Source organism: uncultured Psychroserpens sp., assembly GCF_947494225.1.
In the GTDB taxonomy this organism is placed as follows: Bacteria; Bacteroidota; Bacteroidia; order Flavobacteriales; family Flavobacteriaceae; genus Psychroserpens.
This window is the reverse complement of the sequence record NZ_CANLUG010000001.1, coordinates 178,136-194,237: the sequence shown is the minus strand read 5'-3', so window position 1 is coordinate 194,237 and position 16,102 is coordinate 178,136. Positions and strand designations below refer to the sequence as shown.

Annotated in this window: 15 protein-coding genes; 10 read left to right on the top strand and 5 right to left on the bottom strand. The window is 33.5% G+C overall.

Annotation, left to right across the window (positions count from 1 at the left end; all coding sequences use genetic code 11):
* Positions 1-46: 46 nt before the first annotated feature.
* The gene (locus Q0893_RS00775) at positions 47-478 is read left to right on the top strand and encodes a dCMP deaminase family protein (protein WP_298901465.1); all 432 of its coding nucleotides are present in this window, start codon (positions 47-49) and stop codon (positions 476-478) included.
* The gene (locus Q0893_RS00770) at positions 479-2,089 is read left to right on the top strand and encodes a S41 family peptidase (RefSeq protein ID WP_298901466.1); all 1,611 of its coding nucleotides are present in this window, start codon (positions 479-481) and stop codon (positions 2,087-2,089) included.
* A gap of 2 nt (positions 2,090-2,091) precedes the next feature.
* Here Q0893_RS00770 and Q0893_RS00765 read toward each other — a convergent pair whose 3' ends face one another.
* From Q0893_RS00765 to Q0893_RS00750, 3 genes are all read right to left on the bottom strand, one after another.
* Positions 2,092-2,568, bottom strand: a complete 477-nt coding sequence (locus Q0893_RS00765; RefSeq protein ID WP_298901467.1) for a hypothetical protein — start codon at positions 2,566-2,568, stop codon at positions 2,092-2,094.
* Positions 2,568-3,170, bottom strand: coding sequence for an NAD(P)/FAD-dependent oxidoreductase (locus Q0893_RS00760; protein ID WP_299271873.1), 603 nt, complete (start codon positions 3,168-3,170; stop codon positions 2,568-2,570). The genes Q0893_RS00765 and Q0893_RS00760 overlap by 1 nt, the downstream gene beginning before the upstream one ends.
* 220 nt (positions 3,171-3,390) lie before the next feature.
* Positions 3,391-3,978 carry a MarC family protein gene (locus tag Q0893_RS00750; protein ID WP_298901537.1) on the bottom strand — a complete coding sequence of 196 codons (588 nt, stop codon included), beginning with the start codon at positions 3,976-3,978 and terminating at the stop codon, positions 3,391-3,393.
* Positions 3,979-4,089: 111 nt separating this feature from the next.
* On the opposite strand from Q0893_RS00750, the gene Q0893_RS00745 reads away from it, so the two are divergent.
* Positions 4,090-4,656 carry a DUF3109 family protein gene (locus Q0893_RS00745; RefSeq protein WP_299271872.1) on the top strand — a complete coding sequence of 189 codons (567 nt, stop codon included), beginning with the start codon at positions 4,090-4,092 and terminating at the stop codon, positions 4,654-4,656.
* Between the two features lie 34 nt (positions 4,657-4,690).
* Positions 4,691-7,495, top strand: a complete 2,805-nt coding sequence (locus Q0893_RS00740) for a CHAT domain-containing tetratricopeptide repeat protein (RefSeq protein ID WP_299271871.1) — start codon at positions 4,691-4,693, stop codon at positions 7,493-7,495.
* Here Q0893_RS00740 and Q0893_RS00735 read toward each other — a convergent pair.
* Entirely contained in the window at positions 7,475-8,185 is a 711-nt protein-coding gene (locus tag Q0893_RS00735) for a hypothetical protein (RefSeq protein WP_299271870.1), read from the bottom strand. The genes Q0893_RS00740 and Q0893_RS00735 overlap by 21 nt on opposite strands.
* A 3-nt stretch (positions 8,186-8,188) precedes the next feature.
* Positions 8,189-8,737 (bottom strand): sigma-70 family RNA polymerase sigma factor, encoded by a 549-nt coding sequence (locus Q0893_RS00730; RefSeq protein ID WP_299271869.1) that lies wholly within the window; start codon positions 8,735-8,737, stop codon positions 8,189-8,191.
* Positions 8,738-8,857: 120 nt separating this feature from the next.
* On the opposite strand from Q0893_RS00730, the gene Q0893_RS00725 reads away from it, so the two are divergent.
* The 6 genes from Q0893_RS00725 to Q0893_RS00700 are packed head-to-tail and all read left to right on the top strand — an operon-like array spanning position 8,858 to position 16,085.
* Positions 8,858-9,544, top strand: a complete 687-nt coding sequence (locus Q0893_RS00725) for a DUF4412 domain-containing protein (RefSeq protein WP_299271868.1) — start codon at positions 8,858-8,860, stop codon at positions 9,542-9,544.
* Positions 9,545-9,585: 41 nt separating this feature from the next.
* Positions 9,586-10,101, top strand: a complete 516-nt coding sequence (locus tag Q0893_RS00720) for a DUF6882 domain-containing protein (protein ID WP_299271867.1) — start codon at positions 9,586-9,588, stop codon at positions 10,099-10,101.
* 4 nt (positions 10,102-10,105) lie between these two features.
* Positions 10,106-10,681, top strand: coding sequence for a hypothetical protein (locus Q0893_RS00715; RefSeq protein WP_299271866.1), 576 nt, complete (start codon positions 10,106-10,108; stop codon positions 10,679-10,681).
* 22 nt (positions 10,682-10,703) lie between these two features.
* Complete coding sequence (locus Q0893_RS00710) at positions 10,704-13,112, top strand: T9SS type A sorting domain-containing protein (protein WP_299271865.1); 2,409 nt, start codon at positions 10,704-10,706, stop codon at positions 13,110-13,112.
* 31 nt (positions 13,113-13,143) lie between these two features.
* Positions 13,144-15,114 carry a tail fiber domain-containing protein gene (locus tag Q0893_RS00705; RefSeq protein WP_299271864.1) on the top strand — a complete coding sequence of 657 codons (1,971 nt, stop codon included), beginning with the start codon at positions 13,144-13,146 and terminating at the stop codon, positions 15,112-15,114.
* Positions 15,111-16,085: a hemagglutinin protein gene (locus tag Q0893_RS00700; RefSeq protein WP_299271863.1), complete on the top strand. Its 975-nt coding sequence runs from the start codon at positions 15,111-15,113 to the stop codon at positions 16,083-16,085. Before Q0893_RS00705 ends, Q0893_RS00700 begins: the two co-directional genes overlap by 4 nt.
* The last annotated feature ends 17 nt before the right edge of the window (positions 16,086-16,102 follow it).

Here is a 16,102-nt window from a genome sequence, read left to right as displayed (position 1 = left end):
ACGTGTTTGTTGTTCTTCGGAAAATAGCCAACACTAAAACTAAATAATGCCAGAGAATAAACAATTACGATACGATAAAGCTTACCTTAGAATTGCTAAAGAATGGGGAAAACTATCACATTGCAAACGCAAGCAAGTAGGTGCTTTGATTGTTAAAGATAGAATGATAATATCCGATGGCTATAACGGAACACCAACGGGGTTTGAGAACTATTGTGAGGATGATGATGGCTACACAAAATGGTATGTTTTGCACGCCGAGGCAAATGCTATTCTAAAAGTTGCGGCTTCCACACAGTCTTGTAAAGGTTCAACATTATACATTACATTGTCTCCGTGTAAAGAGTGTAGTAAACTTATTCACCAGGCAGGAATTGTAAGAGTTGTTTATAGTGAAGCCTATAAAGATTGCTCAGGAATTGCGTTTTTAGAAAAAGCAGGCATAGAATTAACATTAATAGAAGACGTCAAAGTATAAATGACAATCGATAAAAAATACATACCACTTATTGTAGGTGTCGCAATTGCGGCTGGTGTCTTTATTGGCGGACAATTGAATTTTGAAGATACTTCCGATCGATTATTTACTTCTAATAGCAAAAAAGACAAACTTAATAGACTTATAGATTATATAGATTATGAGTACGTCGATGATGTTAACACAGATAGCATTGTTGATGTAACTGTTAATGGAATTTTAGATAATCTAGATCCACATTCTACCTATATTCCAAAAAGCGAATTAGAGCGGGTTACCAATAATATGAAAGGGGACTTTGTAGGGCTAGGTGTTAATTTTTATACTTACAACGATACCATTACTGTTATTAGAACCGTCGAAGGAGGACCAAGTGAAAAAGCAGGAATTAAAGCTGGTGACCGAATTCTTATGGCAGATGGTGATTCTATCTTCGGAAAAGAATGGAGTAATGCCGATATCATCCAGAAATTAAAAGGCGAAAAAGGTTCAAAAGTTAAACTTTCAGTATATAGAAAAGGAGAAGATAAATTACTTGAATTTAAGGTAAAACGTGATGTCGTGCCTATTAAAAGTGTTGATGCAGCTTATATGCTTACCGATAATTTAGGTTATATAAAAATTAATCGTTTTGCCGAATCAACCTATAAAGAATTTAAAAGAGCACTCGATAGGTTACAAGATCAAGGGGCTACGCAGTTGGCTTTAGATTTACGAGATAATCCTGGAGGTTTTTTAGGAATTGCCGAACAGATTGTAGATGAGTTTTTGGAAGATGACAAACTTATTCTGTTTACTAAAAATAAAAAAGGAAAAAAAGAATACAGCTATGCTACTCGCGACGGTGATTTTGAAGAAGGCGAAATCTATATTATGATTAATGAAAGCTCTGCATCGGCAAGCGAAATTGTAGCAGGTGCTTTACAGGATAATGATAAAGGTACAATTGTAGGAAGACGAAGTTATGGGAAAGGTCTTGTGCAGCGCGAAATGTCTCTTGGTGATGGAAGTGCAGTTAGATTAACCGTGTCTAGATACTATACGCCAACGGGTCGTTCTATTCAAAGACCTTATGATAGTGGTAAAAATAATGATTATTATAACGACTATTACAAACGCTTAAGTAATGGTGAATTTGAAGATGCAGAAAGCATTAAAATTGCAGACTCTTTAAAGTTTAAAACACCAGAAGGTAAGATTGTTTATGGAGGTGGAGGTATTATTCCAGATATTTTTGTGCCCTTAAATACTTCTGTACAAAACGAAACATTGAATTACTTAAAAAGACGCGAGTATATCAGCAATTTTGTGTTTACAGAGCTTGATAAAGATCGAAGTGTTTACGAAGGTGTTGAAGCAAATGATTTTATCAATAATTTTGAAGTTAGTGATGACATTGTGGTTAAATTTCAAGATTTTGTTAACTTGAAAGAACGCACAAATATCACTTTTGTGGCTTATCATGATCAAATGCGCCGACTTATAAAATCTGAGCTAGCCGAACAGCTTTTTGGTAGCAATGAAGCCGAAAAAATCCTTAACGAAAATGACGATATGATTGAAGAGGTTGTCTTACTGAGTCAAAGAATTGACGAGCAAGAAGACAACTAAAATCACAACCTTGTATATACGTATATCAAATAGAATATGCAGCCTAAAAAGAAACACCCCAAAATTAAGCCTACAAAATTATTCGACTCTATGTCTTCTTTTAATTTAATTGGATCTATATAATTTGTTTGAGCTTTGGTAATTTGATATATAGACTTCCCTCCGTCAAGTTCTAATGTTAAAGAATCACCGGGTTTAACTTCATTTAGGAACGATTTTTTATTCAATGCACTAATGTATATCCTGGGAATATTATATTTTGTTCCATCTAAAAAAACGAAATAATGAGTTTTAGTTGATTTATTTGAGCGTCGTTTTTTCTCCTGATAGGCATTAAAAATGCCACTTACACTAGATTTTTCTGAATTATCTTCGGAAAAGTAACCATAGAATATCCCAGAAACCATCAAAACACATACTACAATAAGTATGAGTATTTCTTTCTTACTTGGCTTCTTTTTTTTCTTTTTCTTTCCCATTACAACTTGTCATGAATTTTTGTGTGTTTCCCATTATTCCATAGGGTTAAAATATCTGTAGCAACCTGTGCTCCACTTCCTGAAGCAATAGCAAATTGACTTCTCCATCCTGCTAGAGTTCCGGCAACATACAAACCATGATCCACCAAATGATCGTCATTTTTTAACCAAATACGCTCTTTTTCCAAATTTGCTCTTGGATGAGGTTCAATATAATTTTCAAGACCTTTAATGGTTAACAGCTTAGTATATCCAACGGTAATTACGACTACTTTAGATGTATAAACAGACTTATTTGTAGTGATAACAAAATAATCCGAAGATTTTATAATTGAGCTTACTTTTTCGTTTTCAATCAAATCAACATGAGGATACAAATGCTCAAGTTGAGCCCTACCACTTTCTAAAATATCTGAGCCCAAAGTTCCAGGAGTCAATCCTAATACGTTATTGAATAAGGCGCTTTGTAAATGAGATGTTCGTTGATGCATCACAATACCAATATGCTTATCCTCAGCAAAAGGTTTAGATTTTGCTGAGCCTAATACTAAAGCGCATGACATGCCAGCGGCACCACCACCAATAATTAAAACATCATACATTAACGGCGTCCCTTTAATTTTTGATCCACGCGTTTCGAAAACCGTAAAATTTGTAATAATACTATGGCACAAAGTGAGGCCAAAATAGTAATAAGTGCTATAACGCTTTGGCCCTCAAAGAGGTTATTAAAGTCAAGTTTTGTAGCATTATAAATAATAAGGGCGGTAGCAACAATGGTCGCTAAAATTGTGAAAAATTTCATGTGTCTAGTACATTTAATTAAGCCAGCTCAAAAAGCGCTTTTATGTTATGGGCAAATAATTTTACAGCAATAGCTAATAGAATAACACCAAATATTTTACGTATGATATTGATTCCGTTTTGTCCAATTAGGCGTTCAATTTTTGCCGAAGTTTTCAATACAATAAAGATAATGATAACATTTAGTATTACGGCAATAATTATATTTTCAATGCGATATTCAGCTCTTAGTGATAATAATGTGGTTAAACTTCCAGGTCCTGCAATTAAAGGAAAAGCTAAAGGGAAAACCGAAGCGGTCATCTCGGAGCCTTCTTCTTGTTTGTATAAAGTGATTCCTAAAATCATTTCTAAAGCGATGAAAAATAAGATGAAGGCACCTGCAACCGCAAATGAATTAACACCAACACCTAAAAAAGACAAAATTGTTTTTCCTAGAAACAAAAAGAAAACCATAATTACACCTGCAATAATGGATGCCTTTTCACTTTGTATATGTCCTGCTTTTTTACGTAAATCAATAATTATCGGAATGTTTCCAATAATATCTATAACGGCAAATAATATCATAAATGCCGTAAATATTTCTTTAAAACTTAATTGAATATCCATAAGATCTAATTTTTCCGCAAAAGTACCTCTTTAACTCATATATATAACATTAAATAATCGTAAAGTTTGACTATTTTTGCCACGAAGGTTTTGATTGTAAAAATTATGTTTCAGTTAGGAAAAACAATAGTTTCAGAGGCTATTATCGAAAAGGATTTTGTCTGTAATTTATCGGCGTGCAAAGGTGCTTGTTGCATTGATGGTGATGCTGGCGCTCCCTTAGATGTACAAGAAGCACAAATTCTTGAAACTATTTATCCTAAGGTAAAACCTTTTTTACGACAAGAAGGGATTGATGCAATTGAAAAGCAGGGCACTCACATTACTACAGATTTTGGAGACTTAGAAACACCGTTGATTAATGGTGCCGATTGTGCCTATGTGATTTTTGATGATAAGAAAACAGCTCTTTGCGGAATTGAGGAGGCCTACAATCAAGGTGAAATTGAATGGAAAAAGCCAGTGTCTTGCCATTTATATCCCATTCGTGTAAAGGATTACTCTGAGTTTTCTGCCGTAAATTATGATAAATGGGAAATATGCGATGATGCTTGCACGCTTGGAAAAGAATTGCAAGTTCCTGTTTACAAATTTGTAAAAGAAGCACTAATAAGAAAGTTTGGTGAAGATTGGTACACCGAATTAGAGAAAGTTGCAGAGAACTACAGATAGTTTCTTAACTTAGTGTGAATCTAAATTTTATAAATTGAAAACATTTTTTTCAATTCTCTTTTTACTCATAACAACTTTGGGCTATGGCGCAATTAATGAGGTGTCATATACATTTCAGACAGATAGTTTAAGTAAAAAAGAAGCGGATAGCCTTTTTAAACGAGCCCAGCATTTAACTCTGGTAGAAAAAAACTATGAAGAGTCAAAACATTTGTTTATAAAAACAGATTCGTTGTATCAAGCATTAAAAATTTATAAAAAAGTCATCGCCTCAAAGGTGAATACGACCTTTTGTTTGCAAATGCTTTGGCAACCTCCCGATGTTTATAAAGTACCAATAGAGCAAGCTTTTGAATATGTGCAGTTTTTAGATCCTAATCATTTTGACTTAGCGAGACTATATGACCACTATTCTAGATATAAATATAGAGTTCAAGAATATGAAGACGCTAAGTTTTATTTGGAAAAAGCACTAAATATTTTCAATAATCCACATCATAATGATGCATCTAATATAGAAATGGAGCGGTTTAATAATTTAATGAACTTAGCGTCTATAGAAAGAGCGCTTTATAATTATGATAAAGCTGAAGAGCTTTATCTTGAAGGACTCGAAATGTCTAAAGCATTTTCTGGAAAAACAATAACTGTTTATGCAAACCTTATAAATTTTTATTCTGTTAGTGATAGAAATGACAAACTAGAACAATTACTCCAAAAAGATGAAGTTAAGTTTTATGACAAAGAAAATACACCTCTCTTTTATGTTTTTGGAATTGAAACAACCAAAGCTTCATATTACCTAGAAATCAAACAACATGATTTAGCCTTGAAAACGCTATTAGATTTTCAAGAGTTTGTTTCCACTTCAAACTATGACAAGCATGTTTCTGAAGCGCTAATAAAGCGACGATTAAGTCATATTTATTTTGATATGGGAGATTATGAAAAGGCTATAGACATTTTGATTTCAATAGTTGATAGCGATAAGAAGAGTTATGATACAAGTTTCAGGTCTGAAAGGTTAAAATTATTATCTCAATCCTATTACCATATAGGAAAGATAGAGGCTTCAAAAGAGGCTATAAATGGAGCTATAGCTTTAAATTTTAACACACAGAATGCTCCTAATGGGTTTCATGAAAAAATAGCACTTGAAAAAACCAAAACTAAAAATTTAGCACTAATAAAAGCGCTAACAATCAAAGGAGATTTGTCAAAACAAATTTACGAATCTACAAATGACGACAACTACTTAAATACAGCACTTCATTCTTATCAAGGTGTTCATGAGTTAATTAAATTTATTGGCTCCATGAGCGATGAAGATAAGTTTATAAGTAATGATGAGTTTAAAAGTTTTTACGAAAGCCTGTTAAGTATTTACCATCTCAATTGGCAAAACACTAAAGATTTAGATACGTTTTATAAGGCCTTAAGTGTATGTGATGAAAGTAAAAATGTTACGATTTTAAGTGAGATAAAATCAATTAAGCAAAGCCAACTCCAAAAATCGATTCCTAAATCAATATTAGAACAAGAAGAAGCACTGCTTAAAGTTTTAGACTCGGTTCAATCTGTGTTTTACTCAAATAATCCTCAAAAATCTAAAATAATTAAAGATAGTATTGAGCAAAAGTTTAGCCAATTCAAAAAGAAGCTAAAAAAATCTGCACCAAACTATTATGATGTTAAATATGGTAATGGAAAACCAATAAAGCAACATATAAAGACTAAGTTTAAAGATGATAATATCATAGAGTTCTTTTTTGGAAATGAGGCTGTTTATGTTTTCAACGTCAATGGAGAGCAACGACTATTTGATAAAGTTGTAATAACCGATGATTTAAAACACAGCATAAATACACTTATTAAATCACTTCAAAACAGAGATACTAAAGCGTTTAAAAAATCGAGTTCAGTGGTTTATAAGCTACTTTTTGAAACATATATTGACCGCAATAAAAAGAACAAAATTATATTGGATGGAGAATTGCATCTTCTGCCTATTGAGTCGCTGTGGGTACCATCTAAAGAAAATCCACATTTTTTAATTGAGGATATAGGAGTGATTAGATTAAATTCTATAACTCAAAATTTCATATCCCAAATAGGACAATCAAAGACACTGTTATTTGCGCCGTTTGCAACTCAAAATGGTTTTGATAAAACAAAACTTTCAAGCAGTGCATACGAAGTAAATCGTATAAATGAGATTTTAAATGGCAACGTTTATCTAGATGAAAAAGCTAATAAAGATAAGTTTATTCAGCAAGCATCAAATGCTTCGTTAATACATCTTGCAACACATTCCACAATTAGTAAAGAAGAACCATTAAACAGCAAAATTTATTTTTATGACAATTCAAAATTAGAACCTTCTCAAAAGTATCTTAAATTAGAAGAATTGTATGCATTAAAGCTAAATTCCGATTTGGTTACCTTAAGTGCTTGCGAAACAGGAATAGGAAAAGAGGTTAAAGGAAAAGGTGTTATTAGCCTCTCCAATGCATTTGCCTTTTCTGGCGTAAAAAGTACAGTAATGAGCCTTTGGAAAATTCCTGATCAAGAAACCTCTACTTTGATGGTGTCGTTTTATGAGAACCTAAATAAAGGTTTAGATAAGGATGAGGCTTTACGTAATGCCAAATTGGAGTACTTGAAAACAACAGACGATGAGGTGCTTAGACATCCTTTTTACTGGTCTGGCTTTGTTATTTCGGGAGACGTTTCGAGTTTAAATCAAAGTTATAATTCTTGGTGGTGGATTGTTTTCGTAATGGCAGCGCTGATTATTTTATTTTTAACAAGAAAGAAATTAATCCAGTTGTTTAAGTAATGTCTTAACGTCTTCCCTTTTATAGTTAGAATCGTCATTCAATTTAATTAAAATCCTTTTCGCTTTATCGGTGTTATTTTGCTGTAAATGTGCTAAAACTAAGTACCAGCTATTCTTATCATTAAGGCTATCGCTGGTTTTTAGATTCTGTTCCAAAATGGTAATAGCATTTTCAGTTTTATTAAGCTCTAAAAGAACATTAGCTTTATAAAAAGCTATGGTTTCATCATATTGTTCGTCTAATAACATATTAAAATAATCTAAGGCCCTGTTGTAATCTTTTGTTTCATAAGCCTGGAATGCTTTCGATTTAATATCATTTTGAGCTTCACCTCTTAAAATAGGTTGTACGGTATTGCGATAAGGTTCGAAGTATTCGGCAAAGAGTTTCTCAGCTGGAGTTGTATTGTTAATGTACATGATACCAAACCACCCTAAAAACATAACAATACCAGCCGCCACAAACCACTTTTTATAATTAACTCTGGTCTTTTCTTCGGATTCAAAACCTTGTAATTGAGCTTTTATATTGGATTGCTCTTCCTTAGTAATAACAGTTTTTAAATTTTTTTGAAATGCCACTTCTTTGGCAAACTCTTCATCTGAAGCCATTAAATGATCAAACTCTTTCTGAGCTTCAGGGGAAAGTTCTTTAGTAAAATACAATGCTATTAATTCGTCTTTATCCATTTTTTACATTTTAAAAATCAATGCTTTAAGAGATTTTAAACATCTAGATTTCTGACTTTTCACGACATCTTTACTATTGTAATTTAATTCGTTCATAATATCTTCAAGATTAAAACCACGATAATAAAATAATGTTAATACATCTTTACATTTCTGCCCTAAAGTTTGAAACGCTGCATGCAATTGTTCTTGCTCTTTAGTGAGCTCTTGGTTAAAAAAATCAATCATTTCAATAGACTCGTTTTTGTTAAAATCGAAATGATCTTCTACTAAATGAACTTTACGTTGCTGCTTTAGTTTGGCGTAGATTATATATTTACCAATACTAAACAAATAAGTTTTTAATTCACTTTTAATAGTATCAACATGCCCTTTAATTGCACTGTCTCGTAGTGCAATAATAGCGTCTTGATATACGTCTATAATGTCTTCCTCAACAATAGGGTATTTCTTGGCAAAATTTATAAAGTCTAAGCGATGTGCCGAATAGACAAATTTTAATCCACCTTGTTCTCCTTTCTTCAAGGATTCAATAACAGCTTTATCTGTCATATTAGTGCTGGCTTCTATTTAAAGTAAACATGTTTAGTAAAAATATAAAAAACTTATTAAGTCATGTTTACCTTTTAAAAAACAATTCACTAATAGTTAAACTGTTAAACATAATTAGATATGAAAACTTTAAAAATCATCATACTGCTTTACCTCGTATTTCTTTTTCCAAAAGAGGTTTTGGCACAAGAAGGACATTCAAAAAAGAACACATTGCCAAATTCCTATGACTTTGAATGGGCCATAACAATGGAAATGAAAACAAAACAAGGCAGTTTTATTATGGATTATTATTTAAAAAAGGATGAACCGTATTTCGGGTTTAAAAATGATCAATTAGCTAAAGCACATAAAGATGCCAGTATGTTCATGGTTATGGATAAAGAACGACATATTAATGTTGTTTTTATGAGTGCTATGGGGCAAAATATTGTACAAACAACCAAAATGGATGATTTCGATGTTGATAACGATGCCAATAGCGATTATAAAATTACTGAAATAGGAACCAAGACCATTCAAGGCTACAAGTGCACGGGGTTTAAAACCGAAAATGCAGAGCACGAAGTGATCTTTTATGTGACTAACGAAGTGCCTGTAAGTTTTACCCAGATTTGGGGGTTTGATGAAAAATCTAAACCAAAAGGGTTTAAGTCTGGTTGGATGAAATATGCTGAAAACGGGTTAGTAATGGAGATGGATTTTAAGCACAAAAAGAAATCGAAATTCAATGTTTCAATGATTTGTAAAGGAATAAAAAAGTCTGAATTTTCAATAGATACTACCCAGTATAAAAGTATGTTTTAAACTTAAAAGCAATGAGAATACCTTTGATAATATTTGTATTTATGACAGCGATCTTTTTAAAATGTAAAGGTCAGGAAACACCGCAAACTTTAAAATCTGTTGCTAATTGTGAAACCATAGTCCGGCAGCAACAAGATACATTATGGCAACAGTTAGGGCGCTTTCAAGACACTTATTTTCCAGATGAAAACGCTCATAGCTATAACTGGAAATATGATTTTGAAAATAACACCATCGAGGTATTCAAAAATGGAAACACTTACCTGCACATTGAATTTATACCTGTTGGACATATCAACGTCTTAAAAAAAACATGGACGTGGTCTTGGGCTAATACGCTTGGACAAACACATCAATTAGACGATGTTAGAGTGTTTGGAGAAAACAATAACTGTGAAAAACTAAAGACAAGGAGTTGGAGTGGTTCAGATAGGGACGCTTGGAATATGGTGGCTGTGGCCAACTATATTCTTAAAACTAATGGAGGCGCACGGCATTATACATCAACAGAATACAATTATGTGGTATTCACATCAATAGAACTTAAAACAAAATAATATTATGAAAACAATGAAGATTATAACTGCAACATTATTACTAATAGCACTTAGCACAAGCTCTGTAGTTGCACAAAAGCTAACTGTAGACAGTAAAACTATGCAGTCATTAAAGAAGATAGGAATCAACTTTTCAGAAGGAAAACATTTTAAGATATACCTAAAAAAGGGCACTACCGAGCAAATTGAAATGGAGTGTAACCTAAAATTAGAAATCCTTAAAGGCCTAGAAGCTAAATTTATTGATGACGAATTACCAGAGGGAGGTGCAGATTTTGAATATATAAACCGCAATACAGATACTGTTTGGGAGTGCAATTCAAATGGAGTTTTTAAGATTAGTAAAGGATTGTTTGTTCTTAGTTCAAATGGTTTGTGTGACGCTATTGATCGTGAAATTATCCCAGGAGGTGATATGTTTATTCCAGGCGGTGATATGTTCATTCCAGGAGGCGATATGTTTATCCCAGGGGGTGATATGTTCTCTAGCGATGAAGGGGACTACTACTACTTCTTTAAAATATCATTTGGATGTGATGAAGAGGTTGAACCTGCTATTATTCCATTAAAAATCAAATAGTACCAATAAAAACCACGGCATTATGAAAATAAAACTACTCACTTTTGCATTACTCTGTTATACTCTGGCAAACGCTCAAATAACAAAAGCTGAAACTTTTTTAATAGGAACTAAAGTGTCATTTTATCCTAATCAATGTGGCAATGCCATACCTGAAGCTACTGGAAAATTAACATTTTGTGATGGACAAAATAATCTTGGTGTCGTAGAACGCAGTTATGGTCTTAACAACAGAGGTGTAACTCGAATGTTTCCTAACCATTTTAATAGCGATGAAGTTTATGCGACAGAGAAAGGCTTATCTATAAGAAACGAAAACGGAACTTGGGAAAACATTCCAAACATTGCTGTTCCCTCGTTTAATACACAAGGAGATTGGACGAATCTTGCATCCATTCAAAATGGATTGGTGCTACCGGATGGAAGAATTATGATACGATCAATTACGGGTCTAGGTCCTATAGTTCATGTTTATGATAGAACATTAAAAACATTTGAGCCATTAAGTTTTCCAAATAATAGATTTCCTCAATTAGTTGTATATGATGAGGATCGAAATTTAACTTGGATTATAGCATTTGATTCTTCAAATAGATTCTTATTTACTTACGACGGTACTAATCTAAACTTAGTTGAGCAACTAACCGATATACAAAATGTTGATGTTACGATTAGTTTAGCAACATTGATTTACCATGATGATTATTTGTATTTGGCTGGCTTTGATGGTTTACATAAAATTGATGTGTCAAATTATACACAGCCACCTTTAGCAGTGACATCTTATGATAGTACGACAACACCAGGCTTACCATTTGATCAGGTTAGCGGTTTACAGTTTGATGCTAATGACGATTTATGGCTTTCGCAAGGCTCAGTAAATTCAGATGGAGGCATTGTGAAATTTAATATTACCAGCGAAACATATGATCTATATCAATTAGAATCTATCATTCCTGGCATAAATGAGGCATTTCAAAGTATTGCATTAGATGAGAATAGTGTCATTTGGACAACCTCTTCCTATTTTTCAGGTATTATAGAACTCAAGTTTGTAGGTAATACGCCGCAATGGAATTTACAATCACCTACAGATTTAGAAGCACTAGGAGTACCTATGACATATACTCCAAATAATATCTATTTCAGAAACAACAAATTCTATTTTACAACAAATGATTTTTCTTCAGGAAGCAATTCAAATTTTGAAGTAGTAATCAATAATGATGGGGTGTGGTCTGGACGTAATGATAATGAATTAGGCAATCTATCTGAAAGAATGCACAGTAGATTTCACAATAGTATGCCAGATGCCAATGGAGGTGTATGGTGGTTTAATACTGATGATGAGATTGTCGTGTATCGAGATGTTAATGATAATCATCAATCCATTCTCATTGAAAATTTAGGAAATGCGTCGGCAATAGATGACGATGAACAAGCTATTATTAAAGGTGGTCCGCTTTACGAAATACAAAAAGTAGATTTCCCTAATGTCAATACGATTCAAGTGAATTCCAATGAAGCCAATGACATGAAACGTGTTTTAGATCAAGTTTGGATTTATAGTCGGGGTGATAAAAAAATAGAAGCGTACAAAGATGATGTGCTTATTCATACTTATAATTTGGATGAAGATTGGTATTTGAGTGCTTATCATTTTGCCGTAGATGATAATGGAGATGCTTGGTTTGTTAGAAATAATAGTGGTATAGAAATAAAGAAATTCGATACGTCGGCTCAAGCATCTACAACGTATGATATGTCTTCTGTTGGAAGTTTAGGTGCATTGCGCAAAGTAGTTGCTGCACCAAATGGAAGTGTTTGGTTCTTGGGAAATTCTGGTGCTGTATACCAAGAAAACGAAACCTTCTATTCATTTTTATTTGAAGATTATCCAAATCTATTCGGTATCCAAGACATGGTAGTTGATGTTAATGGAAAAGCCTATTTGTTAAATGATTCTTCAACAATTATTAGTATTGAAAATCCATCAGATGTTAATCCAACTTTAAGCAATATACACATTGGTGGTAATAATAGTATTTTACCAGCACTAGAGCATTTTTTGCCAAGGACAATTACTATTGACAGTGAGGGTAATATTTGGACACATGCTTCGCAAAATGCATTTAAACTTATAGATGGTGATTTTGCGATAGAATATATACCACAGCCAGAAATATTAAACATTTCTGAAAATAGTTTAAACGCTGAAATAAACGTGTTTCCTAATCCATCCAATGGTTTGATTACCATTAATTCTACAGTCCCAATAGATAAAGTTGAAGTGTACTCTGTTTTGGGAGAGCTGATAATGGTAATAGAAAATAGTAATACACTGAAATTGCAAAATCAATCTACGGGCATGTACATTTTAAAAATAACAAGTAGTGACCGTGTTGCTCATAAAAAAATACTAGTACGATAGGCTTTTTAAACCACCTAATAAACCAATATCAATGAAAAATTTAATAGAGAAATTAACTATAATATGCATTTTAGTCTTTGGCTATAGTTTATCTGCACAGTCTAATGATGGAATTAACTATAAAGCGATTGTAAAAAATGATTTAGGTAATGTTGTGGCGAATCAACTCATACAAGTGGAAGTTCAAATTATGAAAGGCCAAGGCATGGAACTTACTTACCATGAAGAACATGCAATTACTACAAATACTAACGGATTAATAGTGCTAATAATTGGCGAAGGAACTTCATTAGATGGAGAAGTTGAAAGCCTATCTGATGTAGAATGGGATGATGATGTTTACTTTTATAAGGTTTTAATTAATATAGGTAACGGGCTTGTAGATATGGGGACCGATTTGTTTAGATCTGTACCTTACGCTATTCATTCTGAAAAGGCTGATATCGCAGAAACAGCGTTAAATGTTACGGGTTTAGAAGCAATAGATGAAGGTAATGGTTTAGGGTGGCGTCTAAAAGGTAAGGACTCAAATAATTATGGAACTATTGGATTGGATGCGGTTGATTTAAGCTCAAGTCCGAGCGCATCTATAAGTATAGGTGCTACAGGGGAAAATGCTACAGCAATGGGGTTTCGTACTACAGCCTCAGGATATGCTTCAACTGCAATGGGTTTTAACACAACAGCCTCAAGAGAGTTTTCTTTTGCATTGGGCGATAATGCTACCGCATCAGGATATGGTTCGATTGCTATGGGCGGAAGCTCAATCGCTTCTGCAGATTTTTCAACAGCAATTGGAGTAAGCGCAGACGCCTTAGGAAATTATTCTTTTGCAATAGGGAATTCTACAACGGCTTCAGGAGAATCTTCTATCGCAATGGGAGGTTTTACAATAGCGCCTTCTTATCTTGAGACTACTCTTGGAAGTTTTAATACAGAATATGTGCCAAATGACACTCAAAATTGGAATGAAAATGATCGTCTATTTGTTATTGGTAATGGAACGTCATTTGGTAGAAGCAACGCATTGGCCATTTTTAAAAATGGGATCATAACAGCACCAAGTTTTGATTTAGCAGAAATCACTGATGACAAATCATTAGTGACAAAGGAATATGTAGATCTTAACATTGAGTCTCATAACCACTTAGGAGAGACATGGTCTGGGTATGATAACTTAACTATTAATACAGATTTGAGTTCTGACGGCGCATTAAATGTAATTAATACAAGTCCTTCTGGATCAGGTATTATTGTTACCGCAGATATTTACGGGATTATTGTTCATGATACTGAGAATAATGGAATAGATGTAGGTGCATCAGAGCGAAATGGCGGTTCGTTTAAAGGCGCTTTATCTGGGGTTTATGCAGAGTCTACCAATAACGCCAATCCTGATGTAATATTGGGAGGAAGATCAAATACTTCGGCAGGAGATGATGGCATTATAGCTTCAGATCCAGAGTATTTAGGTAGCGATATCTTTATTAGAAGTAACGACGCTGTTGTTGTACAATTAGATTTTGATAATGATGAAACTGGTCAGTTTGAAATTAAAGCAGGAGATGGTTCAGAAATTTTTGAAGTAGATGAAACAGGAACTATTAGACAGAATGGAGCGACAATTCACAGTAGTGATAGGCGTCTTAAAAAAGAAATCGAAACCCTAAAATATGGATTGAAAGAAGTTTTGAAATTAGAACCCAAAGCATATTTCTGGAAAGATAGGAAGGGGCAGTTTAAATCGCTCGGACTTATCGCTCAGGATGTACAGTCAATCATTAAGGAGATTGTTACTGCTCAGGATAATGAAGAGAAAATCCTAGGTATTAGTTATACCGAATTGATTCCAATACTCATTAATGCGATTAAAGAACAGCAGGACATTATAAATAATCAAAACTTAAAGATTAATGACTTGTCTGCTGAATTGGATTCTACAAAATCACTTGAACTAAGAGTGCAAAAAATTGAAGTCTTACTAAACACACCAAAACAATGAGACTAATCTTGCTAATTTTAATAAGTGTTTTTTTTATAAAACCGAGTAAGGCTCAAACTATTGAGAAGTTTAGCATGGATAGTGGAGGTGCATCAACTTTAGTTGGAGGTATTGAGATATTGTATACACTTGGTGAAGTTGCTGTTCAAGAATTAAATACAGGTGCGGTAGCTGTGTCAGAGGGTTTTATTAATGCCGATTTTAAGATATTTGCAAACCTTAAAATGTTCTTACAAGGACCACTAACCCAAGCAGATACTCCTGGGTTAATGAATGATAATTTACGTGCTTCAGGGTACCTTCCTATTATAAGTCCATATAGAGATAACGCTACTTGCGATGCTTCAATTTTTACCATAACTGGAGCCGATGCAATAGTAGACTGGGTTTGGATTGAGCTAAGGGGATCTAATGATAACACAATACTCGTTAATGGGCGTTCTGCTTTGTTGCAACGTGATGGAGATGTTGTTGAAACTGATGGGATTTCAAATATTGTACTACAGGCATCTCCAAAAGATTATTATGTAATTGTAAACCACCGAAATCATTTAGGAGCAATGAGCTTATCAACTATAGGGCTGTCTGAGAGCACTACTACATTAATAGATTTCAGGGATAATCTGTTTTTAACGTTTGGGACAAATGCTCAAACCTTATTGGCTTCAGGACATACAGGACTCTGGTCTGGGGATACTAATAATACAAGAAGCATTACATTTTCAGGTGCCAATAATGATGTTAATGGAATCAAAGACGATGTCTTACTTGACCCTGTTAATGTTTTAAACTTAATTACGTTCTCTTCGAATGGGTATCTGCTCACAGATTTAGATCTGAATGGGGTTGCAAGATTTTCTGGCTCTCCAAATGACAGTAATATTATTAAGGACAACATATTAAATCATCCCGCGAATTTTTTAAGTCTACCAACATTTACAATAAGTTCAACAATACCAAATGATAACTAATCACAATTGCTATAAAA

Bases quoted from the DNA above. Each gene is read 5' to 3' on its own strand.
- Q0893_RS00710 (WP_299271865.1), top strand. From the start codon at position 10,704: ATGAAAATAAAACTACTCACTTTTGCATTACTCTGTTATACTCTGGCA.
- Q0893_RS00700 (WP_299271863.1), top strand. From the start codon at position 15,111: ATGAGACTAATCTTGCTAATTTTAATAAGTGTTTTTTTTATAAAACCG.
- Q0893_RS00770 (WP_298901466.1), top strand. From the start codon at position 479: ATGACAATCGATAAAAAATACATACCACTTATTGTAGGTGTCGCAATT.
- Q0893_RS00765 (WP_298901467.1), bottom strand. From the start codon at position 2,568: ATGGGAAAGAAAAAGAAAAAAAAGAAGCCAAGTAAGAAAGAAATACTC.
- Q0893_RS00720 (WP_299271867.1), top strand. From the start codon at position 9,586: ATGACAGCGATCTTTTTAAAATGTAAAGGTCAGGAAACACCGCAAACT.
- Q0893_RS00760 (WP_299271873.1), bottom strand. From the start codon at position 3,170: ATGTATGATGTTTTAATTATTGGTGGTGGTGCCGCTGGCATGTCATGC.
- Q0893_RS00705 (WP_299271864.1), top strand. From the start codon at position 13,144: ATGAAAAATTTAATAGAGAAATTAACTATAATATGCATTTTAGTCTTT.
- Q0893_RS00725 (WP_299271868.1), top strand. From the start codon at position 8,858: ATGAAAACTTTAAAAATCATCATACTGCTTTACCTCGTATTTCTTTTT.
- Q0893_RS00745 (WP_299271872.1), top strand. From the start codon at position 4,090: ATGTTTCAGTTAGGAAAAACAATAGTTTCAGAGGCTATTATCGAAAAG.
- Q0893_RS00775 (WP_298901465.1), top strand. From the start codon at position 47: ATGCCAGAGAATAAACAATTACGATACGATAAAGCTTACCTTAGAATT.
- Q0893_RS00730 (WP_299271869.1), bottom strand. From the start codon at position 8,737: ATGACAGATAAAGCTGTTATTGAATCCTTGAAGAAAGGAGAACAAGGT.
- Q0893_RS00715 (WP_299271866.1), top strand. From the start codon at position 10,106: ATGAAAACAATGAAGATTATAACTGCAACATTATTACTAATAGCACTT.
- Q0893_RS00735 (WP_299271870.1), bottom strand. From the start codon at position 8,185: ATGGATAAAGACGAATTAATAGCATTGTATTTTACTAAAGAACTTTCC.